Source organism: Streptomyces sp. NPDC001380, from assembly GCF_042895785.1.
Taxonomy (GTDB): Bacteria; Actinomycetota; Actinomycetes; order Streptomycetales; family Streptomycetaceae; genus Peterkaempfera.
On record NZ_JBIAWP010000002.1, the window covers coordinates 142,868 to 156,354 of the forward strand.

10 protein-coding genes are annotated in these 13,487 nt (G+C 75.7%); all 10 read left to right on the forward strand.

Annotated features, from left to right (window positions below; genetic code table 11):
• The first annotated feature begins 20 nt into the window (after nucleotides 1-20).
• The gene (locus tag ACFY07_RS03420; protein WP_390867164.1) at nucleotides 21-560 is read left to right on the forward strand and encodes a septum formation initiator family protein; all 540 of its coding nucleotides are present in this window, start codon (nucleotides 21-23) and stop codon (nucleotides 558-560) included.
• Nucleotides 557-2,737, forward strand: a complete 2,181-nt coding sequence (locus ACFY07_RS03425) for a penicillin-binding transpeptidase domain-containing protein (RefSeq protein WP_390867165.1) — start codon at nucleotides 557-559, stop codon at nucleotides 2,735-2,737. The genes ACFY07_RS03420 and ACFY07_RS03425 overlap by 4 nt, the downstream gene beginning before the upstream one ends.
• 20 nt (nucleotides 2,738-2,757) lie before the next feature.
• On the forward strand, nucleotides 2,758-4,467 hold the full coding sequence (locus tag ACFY07_RS03430; protein WP_390867167.1) for a UDP-N-acetylmuramoyl-L-alanyl-D-glutamate--2,6-diaminopimelate ligase: 1,710 nt from the start codon (nucleotides 2,758-2,760) through the stop codon (nucleotides 4,465-4,467).
• 6 nt (nucleotides 4,468-4,473) lie between these two features.
• Nucleotides 4,474-5,901: a UDP-N-acetylmuramoyl-tripeptide--D-alanyl-D-alanine ligase gene (gene murF, locus ACFY07_RS03435; protein ID WP_390867168.1), complete on the forward strand. Its 1,428-nt coding sequence runs from the start codon at nucleotides 4,474-4,476 to the stop codon at nucleotides 5,899-5,901.
• Complete coding sequence (mraY, locus tag ACFY07_RS03440; protein WP_390867169.1) at nucleotides 5,898-6,959, forward strand: phospho-N-acetylmuramoyl-pentapeptide-transferase; 1,062 nt, start codon at nucleotides 5,898-5,900, stop codon at nucleotides 6,957-6,959. The genes murF and mraY overlap by 4 nt, the downstream gene beginning before the upstream one ends.
• Nucleotides 6,956-8,488, forward strand: a complete 1,533-nt coding sequence (murD, locus tag ACFY07_RS03445) for a UDP-N-acetylmuramoyl-L-alanine--D-glutamate ligase (RefSeq protein WP_390867170.1) — start codon at nucleotides 6,956-6,958, stop codon at nucleotides 8,486-8,488. The genes mraY and murD overlap by 4 nt, the downstream gene beginning before the upstream one ends.
• Nucleotides 8,489-8,595: 107 nt before the next feature.
• Nucleotides 8,596-9,963, forward strand: a complete 1,368-nt coding sequence (gene ftsW, locus ACFY07_RS03450) for a putative lipid II flippase FtsW (protein WP_390867171.1) — start codon at nucleotides 8,596-8,598, stop codon at nucleotides 9,961-9,963.
• Between the two features lie 6 nt (nucleotides 9,964-9,969).
• The gene (gene murG, locus ACFY07_RS03455; protein WP_230648203.1) at nucleotides 9,970-11,079 is read left to right on the forward strand and encodes an undecaprenyldiphospho-muramoylpentapeptide beta-N-acetylglucosaminyltransferase; all 1,110 of its coding nucleotides are present in this window, start codon (nucleotides 9,970-9,972) and stop codon (nucleotides 11,077-11,079) included.
• Nucleotides 11,072-11,845, forward strand: coding sequence for a cell division protein FtsQ/DivIB (locus ACFY07_RS03460; protein WP_390867172.1), 774 nt, complete (start codon nucleotides 11,072-11,074; stop codon nucleotides 11,843-11,845). The genes murG and ACFY07_RS03460 overlap by 8 nt, the downstream gene beginning before the upstream one ends.
• Before the next feature lie 402 nt (nucleotides 11,846-12,247).
• A complete protein-coding gene (gene ftsZ / locus ACFY07_RS03465) occupies nucleotides 12,248-13,447 on the forward strand; it encodes a cell division protein FtsZ (RefSeq protein ID WP_230648201.1) in 1,200 nt (399 codons plus the stop codon).
• The last annotated feature ends 40 nt before the right edge of the window (nucleotides 13,448-13,487 follow it).

Below are 13,487 nucleotides of genomic sequence, written 5' to 3' on the forward strand. Positions count from 1 at the left end.
GGGAGGGAAGGAGCAGGGAGTTGAGGGTGCCCGCAGCGGGGACGGCGGGGGCGCGGCGGCAGCCGGGACGCCCCGGGGCCGGGCCGCGTCCGACCGTCCGCCGGCTCTCCGCCCCCCGCCGGCCGGCCCGCGGCCGCACGCCCTTCGCCGTCCTGGTGGTGGTGCTGCTGGCGGCGGGCCTGATCGGCCTGCTGACCCTCAACACCGCGCTCAACCAGGGCTCCTTCGAGCTGTCGCGCCTGCAGAGCGAGACCACCCGGCTCACCGACGAGCAGCAGAGCCTGGAGCAGCAGATCGCGCAGCTGTCCGCCCCGGACGCGCTGGAGCGGCGCGCCCGCGGGCTCGGCATGGTCCCCGGCGGCAGCCCCGCCTTCCTCCGGGACGACGGCACGGTGCTGGGGAAGCCCGGCAAGGCCGTCGGCACCCCGCCGGTCACCCGCTCCTCCGGCGCCCTGTGGAGCGTCCCCAGCCCCAGCCCCCAGGCCGCCGCGCCCGCGCCCGCCGGCGCCGACGGCGCCATCCAGGCCGCGCCGGCCGCCGCGGGGGGTGCCGCCCGGTGACCGACGAACCCCGCCGGCCCCGCCGCCCCGCGGCGGCCCGGCCCGCCCCCGCCCCCCGGCCCGCCCCCGCCCCCCGGCCCGCGGGCGGCCGCCCGGCGGCCGGGGCCGCCGCGCCGCGCCCGCCCCGCCCCCGTACCGGCCGGCCCGACCGCGGGCAGGACCGCGGGCAGGACCGCGAGAGGCCGCAGGACCGCGGGCAGGACCGTGAGAGGCCCCAGGACCGCGAGGGGCGTCCGGGCCGCCCCGCCCTGCCCGGACGCCCCCCGGCGGCCCGCGGGTCCGCCGGGAAGGCCATCCGCCTGGGCGACCCCCGCCGCCGGCTGCGGGTGGTCACCGCCGTCCTGGCCGCCGTCCTCGCCCTCTTCGTCGGCCGCCTCGTCCAGCTCCAGCTGGTGGACGCCTCCGCCCTCGCCGGGGAGGCCGCCGTCAACCGGTACGTCGACGACGTGCTCCCCGCCGACCGCGGTGCCATAACGGACGCCTCGGGCGCCGTCCTCGCCGCGACCGTCGACGCCGACGACATCACCGCCGACCCGACGATGTTCACCCCCGCGCAGACGAAGGTCCCCGACGCGCCGCAGCAGGCCGCCGCCCTGCTCGCCCCGATCCTCGGCACCGACCGGGCGAGGCTCGCCGCCGCCCTCAGCGCCCCCGGCAAGCGGTACGCGCTGCTCGCCGGCCGCCAGCCGCCGCAGGCCTGGACCCAGATCAGCGCGCTCAAGGCGGCCTTCGCCAAGCAGGCCGCCACACCCGCCTGCCAGGCGCAGGCCGCGCAGGTCGGCAGGCCCGCGGACCAGGGCGGCCGCACCTCCGTGGACGCGGGCTGCGCCGACGTGCTGGCCGGGGTCTTCCACCGCGGGACCAGCCGCCGCGTCTACCCCGACGGCGGCCTGGCCTCCAACGTCGTGGGCTTCGTCAACGGCGAGGGCCTCGGCGCGGGCGGCCTGGAGCAGCAGTACCAGGCCGAGCTGGCGGGCCGCGACGGCCGCATCACGTACGCCCAGTCCGGCGGGCAGCTGGTGCCCACCGCGGGCTTCCACGAGCGCGCCGCCGTCCCCGGCTCCACCCTGCGGCTCACCCTGGACCGCGACATCCAGTGGGCCGCCCAGCGCGCCATCACCGACCAGGTGCGGGCGGCGGGCGCGGAGAAGGGCTACGTCATCGTGCAGGACGTGCGGTCCGGGCAGGTGCTGGCCATGGCCACCGCCCCGGGCTTCAACGCCGGCGACCTCGCCCACGCCGCCCCCGGCGCCCTCGGCAACCCCGCCCTCCAGGACGCCTACGAGCCCGGCAGCACCGCCAAGCTGATGACGATGGCCGCGGTCCTCGACACCGGCACCGCCGCCTGGGACACCCACGTCACCGTCCCCGGCACCCTGCACCGCGCCGACCGGATCTTCCACGACGACGTCGACCACGGCACCTGGTACCTCACCCTCAACGGGGTGCTGGCCAAGTCCTCCAACATCGGCACCATCGAGGCCGCCGAGCACCTCGGGAAGACCCAGAAGGAGTCCAACCGGGTCCTGGAGGGCTACCTGCGGAAGTTCGGCATCGGCCGCCCCACCGGCCTCGGCTTCCCCGGCGAGACCCGCGGCATCCTCGCCGCCGCGGCCGACTGGCAGGGCTCGCAGCAGTACACCATCCCCTTCGGGCAGGGCCTCTCGCTCAACGCCCTCCAGGCGACCTCGGTCTACTCCACCATCGCCAACGGCGGCGTGCGGGTCGACCCGAGCCTCGTGCGCGGCACCACCGGCCCCGACGGCCGCTTCACCCCCGCCCCCGCCCCCGGGCGGACCCGCGTGGTCAGCCCGCAGACCGCGGGGACCCTCGCCCGGATGCTGGAGTCGGTCGTCTCCGACGAGCAGGGCACCGGCGCCAGGGCGCAGATCCCCGGCTACCGGGTCGCCGGCAAGACCGGCACCGCCAACCGCGTCGACCCGAGGACGGGCCGCTACTCCGGCTACACCGCCTCCTTCATCGGCTTCGCCCCCGCCGACCGGCCCCGGCTCACCGTCTCCTGCACCATCCAGGACCCGGTCAACGGCCACTTCGGCGGCCAGCTGTGCGGGCCGGTGTTCAAGCAGGTGATGGAGTTCGCCCTGAAGTCCCTCCAGGTGCCGCCCAGCGGTGCCGCAGCCCCCGGGCTCCCCGTCGAGTGGAAGCCCTCCCCGTGAGCAGCGACAGGAGAGCCGACGTGACCTCGATCACACCCCAGGAGCCCGCGGGGTCCGCCCCCGGCCTCTCGCGTGGCCCGGGCGCCGCCGCTCCGGATACCCTGCCTGCCGTGCCGAAACCTGATCAGCCCCCGAAGCACCCCGGCCCGCCCCGCCCCGACGCGGTGCGGCCGACCCCGCTCGCCGAGGCCGCCGCCCTGCTGGGCCCGGTCCCGTCCGCCGCCGTGGCCGGGGCCGCCGCGGAGGCCGAGGTCACCGGCATCACCCACGACTCCCGGGCGGTGCGCCCCGGCGACGTGTACGTCGCCTTCGGCGGCGCCAACCACCACGGCGCGGCCTTCGCCGACCGGGCGGCCGCCGCCGGGGCCGTCGCGGTGCTCACCGACCCGGCCGGGGCGGAGCAGGCGGCCGCCTGCGGCCTGCCGGTCCTCGTCGTCGACGAGCCGCGGGCCCGCATGGGCGCCCTCGCCGCCGCCGTGTACGGGCGGCCCGCCGAGGACCTGCTCATGGTCGGCGTCACCGGTACCAGCGGCAAGACCACCACCTCGTACCTGGTCGAGGGCGGCCTGCGCGGCGCCGGGCGCGCCCCGGGCGTCATCGGCACCGTGGAGATGCGGGTCGGCGACCGCCGCATCCCGAGCGAGCGCACCACCCCCGAGGCCACCGACCTGCACGCCGTCCTCGCGCTGATGCGCGAGCAGGGCGCCGACGCGGTCGCCATGGAGGTCTCCAGCCACGCCCTGGTCTTCGGCCGGGTCGACGGCGTGGTCTACGACGTCGCGGTCTTCCTCAACCTGACGCCGGAGCACCTCGACTTCCACCCCGACATGGAGGACTACTTCCGGGCCAAGGCGCAGCTCTTCACCGAGCGCCGCGCCCGCCGGGGCGTGGTCAACCTCGACGACCCCTACGGCCGCCGCCTCGCCGCCGAGGCGGGCATCCCGGTCACCACCTTCTCCGCCGAGGGCGACCCGGACGCCGACTGGCGGGCCGAGGCCGTCCACCTGGGCCCGGCCGACTCCACGTTCCGCGTGGTCGGCCCGGACGGCGCCGCCGCCGACGCCTCGGTGCCGCTGCCCGGCCCGTTCAACGTCGCCAACGCCCTCGCCGCGATCGCGGCCCTGGCGAGCGCCGGGCTGCCGCTGGAGCAGGCGGTGGCGGGCGTCGCCGCCGTGCCCGGCGTGCCCGGCCGCATGGAGCGGGTCGACGCCGGCCAGCCGTTCGTCGCCGTCGTCGACTACGCCCACAAGCCGGACGCCCTGAGGTCCGTCCTGGAGTCGCTGCGCGAGGTCACCAAGGGCCGCGTGCACCTCGTCGTCGGCTGCGGCGGCGACCGGGACCCGCACAAGCGCGGCCCCATGGGCGCCATCGCCGCCCGGCTCGCCGACACCGCCGTCCTCACCAGCGACAACCCCCGCACCGAGGACCCCCTCGCCATCCTCGCCGCCATGCTCGGCGGCGCGCTGGAGGTCCCCGAGGCGGAGCGCGGCGACGTCCTGGTCGTGCCCTCCCGGGCCGACGCGGTCGCCGCCGCCGTCGCCCGCGCCCATGCGGGCGACTCCGTCCTCGTCGCGGGCAAGGGCCACGAGCTCGGCCAGTACGTCCGCGGCGAGATCCGACCCTTCGACGACCGGGAGGTGCTGCGCGACGCCATCGTCCGCAGCCACCCGGAGGCCGCGGCACAGGAGCCCCGCCCCGCGGGCGCCGGCGCGGCAGACTCCAAGGAGTAACCCCCAGTGATCGCACTGACCCTCGCCGAGGTCGCCACGGCCGTCGGGGGGACGCTGCACGACGCCCCCGACCCGCAGGCCCGGATCACCGGACCGGTGGTCGTGGACTCCCGCCAGGTGCAGCCGGGAGGGCTGTTCGCCGCCGTCCGCGGCGAGCACGCGGACGGGCACGACTTCGCCGCCGGGGCCGCCGCCGACGGCGCCGCCGCCGTGCTCGCCGCCCGGCCGGTGGGCGTCCCCGCCGTCGTCGTCGACGACGTCGTCGACGCGCTCGGCCGCCTCGCCCGCGCCGTCGTCGACCGGCTGCGGGAGACCACCGCGGTGGTGGGCCTGACCGGCTCGGCCGGCAAGACCAGCACCAAGGACCTGATCGGCCAGCTCCTGGAGCGCGTCGGCCCGACGATCTGCCCCACCGGCAGCTTCAACAACGAGATCGGCCTGCCCCTCACCGCGCTGCGCGCCGACGCCTCCACCCGCCACCTGGTGCTGGAGATGGGCGCCCGCGGCAAGGGCCACATCGCCTACCTCACCGGCCTGACCCCGCCCCGGATCGGCGTCGTCCTCAACGTCGGCACCGCCCACATCGGCGAGTTCGGCGGCAAGGCCGCCATCGCCGAGGCCAAGGGCGAGCTGGTGGAGGCCCTGCCCGCCGACGGCGCCGCGGTGCTCAACGCCGACGACCCGCTGGTACGGGCCATGGCCTCCCGCACCCGGGCCCGCGTCGTCCTCTTCGGCGAGTCCGCGGAGGCGCAGGTCAGGGCCGAGGACGTCCGCCTGGACGCCTCCGGCCGCCCCTCCTTCACCCTCATCACCCCGGCCGGTTCCGCCCCCGTGACCCTGCGCCTGTACGGTGAGCACCACGTCTCGAACGCCCTTGCCGCCGCAGCGGTGGCGGGGGAGTTCGGAATGTCCGTCGACGACACCGCCGCCGCCCTGGGCGAGGCGGGTGCGCTCTCCCGCTGGCGCATGGAGGTCGTCGAGCGGGCCGACGGTGTCACCGTCGTCAACGACGCCTACAACGCGAACCCGGACTCGGTGCGGGCCGCACTGCGGGCGCTCGTGTCGATGGCCGGCACCGGGCCCGGGCGCCGGCGCACCTGGGCGGTGCTCGGCGAGATGCGGGAGCTCGGCGAGGACTCCCTCGCGGAGCACGACGCCATCGGGCGCCTGGCGGTCCGGCTGAACGTCACCAAGGTGGTGGCGGTCGGCGGCCGCGAGGCCGCATGGCTCGACATGGGTGCCAAGAACGAGGGTTCGTGGGGTGAGGAGTCGGTGCTGGTGTCCGACGCTGAGGCGGCGATCGATCTGCTGCGCGATCAGGTACGGCCGGGGGACGTGGTGCTGGTGAAGGCATCGCGCGCGGCAGGTCTGGAGCGGGTCGCGGAGGCCCTGCTCGCGGACGGCGGCGCCGCGGCGGACGGAGCGGCCCGGTGAGGCAGATCCTCTTCGCCGGCGTCATCGGCCTGGTCCTCACGCTCATCGGGACCCCGCTGCTGATCCGGCTGCTCGCCCGGCACGGCTACGGCCAGATGATCCGCGACGACGGCCCCGCCGCCCACCACAGCAAGCGCGGCACCCCCACGATGGGCGGCATCGCCTTCATCCTGGCGACGCTGATCGCGTACGCGGCCACCAAGGCCATCACCATGGAGAAGCCCACCGCCTCCGGGCTGCTGGTGCTCTTCCTGACGGCCGGTCTGGGCCTCGTCGGCTTCCTCGACGACTACATCAAGGTCATCAAGCAGCGGTCGCTCGGCCTGCGGGCCAAGGCCAAGCTGGTCGGCCAGTCGGCGGTGGGCCTCGCCTTCGCGATCCTGGCGCTGCAGTTCCAGGACAGCCGCGGCCTGACCCCGGCCTCCACCAAGCTGTCGTTCGTGCAGGACTTCGGCTGGTCGATAGGGCCCGTGCTGTTCGTCGTCTGGGCGTATTTCATGATCGCTGCGATGTCGAACGGCGTGAACCTCACCGACGGCCTCGACGGCCTCGCCACCGGCGCCTCGGTGATGGTCTTCGGCGCGTACGTCTTCATCGGCGTCTGGCAGCACGGCCAGAACTGCGCCTTCGCCCTCACCGCCACCGCCAACTGCTACGACGTCCGCGACCCGCTCGACCTCGCGGTGGTGGCCTCGGCGCTGATGGGCTCCTGCTTCGGCTTCCTGTGGTGGAACACCTCGCCCGCCAAGATCTTCATGGGCGACACCGGCTCCCTGGCGCTCGGCGGCGCCCTGGCCGGCCTCGCCATCTGCTCCCGCACCGAGATGCTGCTCGCCCTGCTCGGCGGCCTCTTCGTGCTGATCACCCTCTCGGTGATCATCCAGGTCAGCTCCTTCCGGATGACCGGCAGGCGCGTCTTCCGCATGGCGCCGCTCCAGCACCACTTCGAGCTCAAGGGGTGGAGCGAGGTCCTCATCGTGGTCCGCTTCTGGATCATCCAGGGCCTCTGCGTCGCCGTCGGCCTCGGACTCTTCTACGCGGGCTGGGTGACCGGATGACGGACAGCGCCGCCGCGCACGGCGCGGACACCCCCGACACCCCGGGCACCCCGGACACCCCCGACTTCAAGGGCCTGCCCGTCGCCGTCGCCGGCCTCGGCGTCTCCGGCATCAGCGCCGCCCGCGTCCTGCACGGGCTCGGCGCCGACGTCACCGTCGTCGACGGCGGCGACTCCCCGGCGCTGCGCGAGCGCGCCGCCGGCCTGGAGGCGGACGGCGTCGCCGTCCGCCTCGGCGACGGCGCCACCCTGCCCGAGGGCACCCGGCTGGTCGTCACCTCGCCCGGCTGGCCGCCCTCCAGCGCGCTCTTCGCCGCCGCGGACGCCGCCGGCGTGCCCGTCTGGGGCGACGTCGAGCTGGCCTGGCGCCTGCGCCGCCCGCACCCCGCCACCGGCGAGCCCGCACCCTGGCTGGCCGTCACCGGGACCAACGGCAAGACGACGACCGTGCAGATGCTCGCCAGCATCCTCACCGCGGCCGGGAGGCGCACCGCCGCCGTCGGCAACGTCGGCGTCTCCGTCCTCGACGCCGTCCTCACCGGCTTCGGCGGCGCGGACGGGGACGGCACGGACGGCGCGGAGGGGGCGGAGCCCTACGACGTGCTCGCCGTCGAGCTCTCCAGCTACCAGCTGCACTGGGCGCCCTCACTGCGCCCGCACTCGGCGGTCGTCCTCAACCTGGCGCCGGACCACCTCGACTGGCACGGCTCCATGGAGGCGTACGCCGCCGACAAGGGCCGCATCTACGAGGGCAACCGGGTCGCCTGCGTGTACAACACGGCCGACCCCGCCACCGAGGAGCTGGTGCGCGCCGCCGACGTCGAGGAGGGCTGCCGCGCCGTCGGCTTCACCCTCGGCGCCCCCGGCCCGTCCGAGCTCGGCGTCGTGGACGGCCTCCTGGTCGACCGGGCCTTCGTCGCGGACCGGCAGCGCACCGCCGCCGAACTGGCCTCCGTCGAGGACGTCCAGCCGCCCGCCCCGCACAACGTCGCCGACGCCCTGGCCGCCGCCGCCCTGGCCCGCGCCTACGGCGTGGAGCCGCGCGCCGTCCGCGACGGCCTGCGGGCCTTCCGGCCCGACGCCCACCGCATCGCGCAGGTGGCCGTGGTGGACGGCGTCACCTGGGTCGACGACTCCAAGGCCACCAACACCCACGCCGCCGCCGCCTCGCTGGCCGCCTACGACCCGGTCGTCTGGATCGCCGGCGGCCTCGCCAAGGGCGCCGCCTTCGACGGACTGGCGGCCGGTGCGGCGTCCCGGCTGCGGGCCGTCGTGCTCATCGGCGCCGACCGCGCGGTGATCCGGGAGGCGCTGGCGCGACACGCCCCGGATGTGCCGGTGATCGAGGCGGCCGAGGGCCAGACTGGCGCGCAGGCCATGGACACCGTCGTCCGCGCCGCCGCGGACCTCGCCCGGCCCGGCGACACCGTGCTGCTGGCCCCGGCCTGCGCCTCGATGGACATGTTCACGAACTACGGCGAGCGCGGCGACCTCTTCGCCGCCGCGGTGCGGGGTCTCCGGGGCCGCTGAGGCCCGGGGCCGGGCGGCCGCGCGCCGCCCGGCCCGGCGGCGGGGCGGTCCCGCGGCGGGACGGCCCGGCAGCAGGGCCGAGGGGAACGACCGGGAAGGGGCGAGCGGTGCCAGGACAGGTACGCGGGCGCACCGCCGCCCGGCCCGCCGAGCGCCCCTCCGGCCGCCTGCCGGTGATCTCGGCCACCAGCACCACCTTCCGCGCCGCCGGCCGGGCGGCGGCCCTGCGCGGGGCCTCCGCCCGGCTGCGCCGCACCCTGGACCGGCCCCTGACCGCCTACTACCTGCTCCTCGGCTCCAGCCTGCTGATCCTGGTGCTGGGCCTGGTGATGGTCTTCTCCGCCTCCCAGATCACCGCCCTGCGCCAGGGCCTGCCGGTGCTCTTCTACTTCGGCAAGCAGCTGCTGGCCGTCGTCCTCGGCTGCGGCCTGATGCTGGTCGCCGCCCGCCTGCCGGTCGCGGCGCACCGGGCGCTGGCCTACCCGCTGCTGCTGCTCTCCGTCCTGCTGATGGTCCTCGTCACCATCCCCGGCATCGGCGTGGAGGTGGGCGGCAACCGCAACTGGATCAACGTCGGCCTCTTCCAGATCCAGCCCTCGGAGTTCGGCAAGCTCGCCCTCGTCCTGTGGGGCGCCGACCTGCTGGCCCGCAAGCAGCGCAACCGGATGCTGGACCAGTGGAAGCACCTGCTGGTGCCGCTGGTGCCCGGCGCGGTCTTCCTGCTGATGCTCATCATGGCCGGCGGCGACATGGGCACCGCCATGATCCTGGTCGCGGTCCTTTTCGGCCTCCTGTGGATGGCCGGGGCCCCGCTGCGGCTCTTCGCGGGCTCGGCCGGGGTCGCCGTGGTGATGTCCGCCGCACTCATCGTCCTCGCCCCGCACCGGCTCGCCCGGATCAACTGCGTGGGCGTCACCCACACCGGCCCCGACGAGCCCTGCTGGCAGGCGGTCCACGGCCTGTACGCGCTGGCCTCCGGCGGCCTCTTCGGCTCGGGGCTGGGCGCCGGCGTCGAGAAGTGGGGCCAGCTGCCCGCCTCGCACACCGACTTCATCTTCGCCGTCACGGGGGAGGAGCTCGGCCTGGCAGGGACGCTGTCGGTGCTCGCCCTCTTCGCGGCACTAGGGTATGCGGGTATCCGCGTGGCCGGACGCACGAAGGACCCCTTCGTCAGGTACGCCGCGGGAGGCGCCACCACCTGGATCACGGCCCAGGCCGTGATCAACATCGGTGCGGTGCTGGGACTGCTGCCCATTGCGGGCGTCCCGCTCCCGCTGTTCTCCTACGGGGGGTCCGCACTGCTGCCGACCCTGTTCGCCGTCGGCATGCTGCTGTGCTTCGCGCGCAGCGAGCCGGGGGCCAGGGCGGCGCTGGCCGCGCGGGGCTCCACCTCCCGGTCCAGGTCGGTCCTGGCCCGGGTGCTGCCACGACGAACCACAGCGCGGCCCGCGAAGCAGCCGCGCAGGGAGCGGTGAATTTCGGTGCATGTCGTACTCGCCGGCGGGGGGACCGCCGGTCACATCGAGCCCGCGCTCGCCCTCGCCGACGCACTCCGCCGGCACGACCCCACGGTCGGCATCACGGCGCTGGGCACGGAGCGGGGCCTGGAGACCAGACTGGTCCCCGAGCGCGGCTACCACCTGGAACTGATCCCGGCGGTCCCGCTGCCGCGCAGGCCCACCCCGGAGCTGATCACCGTCCCGGGCCGGCTGCGCGCCACCGTCAAGGCCACCCAGGACATCATCGAGCGCTCCAAGGCCGACGCCGTCGTCGGCTTCGGCGGCTACGTGGCCATGCCCGCGTACCTCGCCGCCAAGCGGGCCGGCGTGCCGATCGTCGTCCACGAGGCCAACGCCCGGCCCGGCCTGGCGAACAAGGTCGGCTCCCGCTACACCGACTTCGTCGCGGTCTCCACGCCCGACAGCAAGCTGCGCGGCGCCCGCTACGTCGGCATCCCGCTGCGCCGCACCATCGCCACCCTGGACCGCAACGCGGCCCGCCCCGAGGCCCGCCACTACTTCGGCCTCGACCAGCGGCTGCCCACCCTGCTGGTCACCGGCGGCTCCCAGGGCGCCCGCCGCCTCAACGAGACCGTGCAGGCCATCGCCCCCCGCCTCCAGCAGTACGGGGTCCAGATCCTGCACGCGGTCGGCCCCAAGAACGAGGTGCCGCAGGTCGCCGACGTGCCCGGGATGCCCCCGTACCGGGTGGTGCCCTACCTGGACCGCATGGACCTCGCCTACGCCGCGGCCGACATGATGCTCTGCCGGGCCGGCGCCATGACGGTCGCCGAGCTCGCCGCGGTGGGCCTGCCCGCCGCGTTCGTCCCGCTGCCGATCGGCAACGGCGAGCAGCGGCTCAACGCCCAGCCGGTGGTGAAGGCCGGCGGCGGCCTGCTGGTCGACGACGCGGAGCTGACCCCGGAGTGGGTCCTCGGCAACGTCCTGCCGGTGCTCACCGACCCGCAGCGCCTGTGGGACATGAGCCGCGCCGCGTCCGAGTTCGGCCGCCGGGACGCCGACGACCTGCTGGTCGGCATGGTGTACGAGGCCATCAGCGCGGCCCGGGGGCACGGCACGCACCGTGGCTGAGGAGACCGCACCCCCGGAGGGGACGGAGCGGGCGGCGGCCGAGGGGCCGCCGCCCCGGCTCCGCCTCTCCCGGCGCGGCACGGCCGTGGTCGGCGCCCTGGGCGCGCTGGCCGCGGGCGGCTGCGTCTGGCTGGTCTTCTTCTCCCCGGTCCTCGACGTCCGCGCTGTCGCCGTCACCGGCACCGCGAAGCTGACCCCGGACCAGGTCGCGGCCGCGGCCGGGGTGGACCCCGGCGGGCCGCTGGCCCGGGTGGACACCGACGCGGTGCGCCGCCGGATCACCGGCCGGCTGCGGCGGGTGGACCGGGTGGAGGTGTGGCGGGGCTGGCCGCACACCCTGCGGATCAAGGTCGTCGAACGCCGCCCGGTGGCGGCCGTGGCGGAGGCGGACGGCCGCTTCACCGAGGTCGACGCCGCGGGCGTCCGCTTCGCGACCGGGCCCGCCGCCCCGCCCGGGGTGCCGGTGGTGCGGCTCGTCCTCGACCAGGCCGCCCGGGACGCGGACGCCGTCATCCCGCAGCGGGAACTGGTCGCGGCCGCGGTCCGGGTCGCCGGGGACCTGCCGTCGGCGGTGGCGGGGAAGGCCGCCGCGGTCGAGGTGCACTCGTACGACGACATCGAGCTGCGGCTGGACGGCGGGCGCACGGTCCGCTGGGGCAGCAGCGAGCGCGGGCCGCGCAAGGCGAAGGTGCTCACCGCGCTGCTCGGGCACCGGGCCCGGACCTACGACGTCAGCGCCCCCGAGGCGCCGGCGACGGCGGGCTGACGCCGGTTCGGGCGGTTCCCCGGCCGCCGTGCCGGCCGGTGCCCCCGCCGGTGTGCCGGACGGCTCCCGGATATTGACGGGACGGCCGCGCGGCCCCGACCCTTGGTGGTCCACCCCGGCTGTGAGGGCCGCAGGATGATCACATAGGCTCAAAAGAAAAGCGGGAGGCTCGGCGTGTTCGTTGAACACGGCCGCGCATCGACCTAGGGTCCTGTGTCACCAGGACGTTGAGAAGGACACGGACACGGCATTAACCCTAAACCTCAAGTTTAGGGTTCGGGTCGGCGGTCGGCATTCCGGGGCGCATGCCCCGGAAACGGGCACCCCACCCATCGGCATTCGTCGAACGGCGGTCACCACGCAGCCGTCCGACCCGGTACACCGAGGCGAGAGGCCTTCGACGTGGCAGCACCGCAGAACTACCTCGCAGTCATCAAGGTCGTCGGTATCGGCGGCGGTGGCGTGAACGCCATCAACCGGATGATCGAGGTCGGGCTCAAGGGCGTCGAGTTCATCGCGATCAACACCGATGCACAGGCCCTCCTGATGAGCGACGCCGACGTCAAGCTCGACGTGGGCCGCGAACTCACCAGGGGCCTCGGCGCCGGCGCCAACCCCGACGTCGGCCGCAAGGCCGCCGAGGACCACCGCGAGGAGATCGAGGAGGTCCTCAAGGGGGCCGACATGGTTTTCGTCACCGCCGGCGAGGGCGGCGGCACCGGCACCGGCGGCGCGCCCGTCGTCGCCAACATCGCCCGCTCGCTGGGCGCCCTGACCATCGGCGTGGTCACCCGCCCCTTCACGTTCGAGGGCCGCCGCCGCGCCAACCAGGCGGAGGACGGCATCGCGCAGCTGCGCGAGGAGGTCGACACCCTCATCGTCATCCCCAACGACCGGCTGCTGTCCATCTCGGACCGCCAGGTCAGCGTGCTGGACGCGTTCCGCTCCGCCGACCAGGTGCTGCTCTCCGGCGTCCAGGGCATCACCGACCTCATCACCACCCCGGGTCTGATCAACCTCGACTTCGCCGACGTCAAGTCCGTCATGTCGGACGCCGGTTCGGCCCTCATGGGCATCGGCTCCGCCCGCGGCGAGGACCGCGCCAAGGCCGCGGCCGAGATGGCGATCTCCTCCCCGCTGCTGGAGGCGTCCATCGACGGTGCCCGCGGCGTGCTGCTCTCCATCTCCGGCGGCTCCGACCTCGGCCTCTTCGAGATCAACGAGGCGGCCCAGCTGGTCAGCGAGGCCGCCCATCCGGAGGCCAACATCATCTTCGGCGCCGTCATCGACGACGCGCTCGGCGACGAGGTCCGGGTGACGGTGATCGCGGCCGGGTTCGACGGCGGGCAGCCCCCGGCCATCGTCCGCGAGCCGGTGGTCAAGGCCGGTCCGGCGGACCGCGACCGCGACCGCCCGGCCGCGCCCTCGCGCCCCTCGTACGGCGGCCTCGGCTCGGTGGCCCCGGCCGCCGACGAGATGCCGGCCGCCCGCACCGAGCCCGCCCCCGTGGCGCCGCCGGTCCCGCCGCAGATGCCCCCGGTGCAGCGGCCCTACGTGGAGACGCCGGCCGAGGAGCTGGACGTCCCGGACTTCCTCAAGTGACCGCTCCGGCAGCACCGATAGCCGCACCGCCCGCCGCACG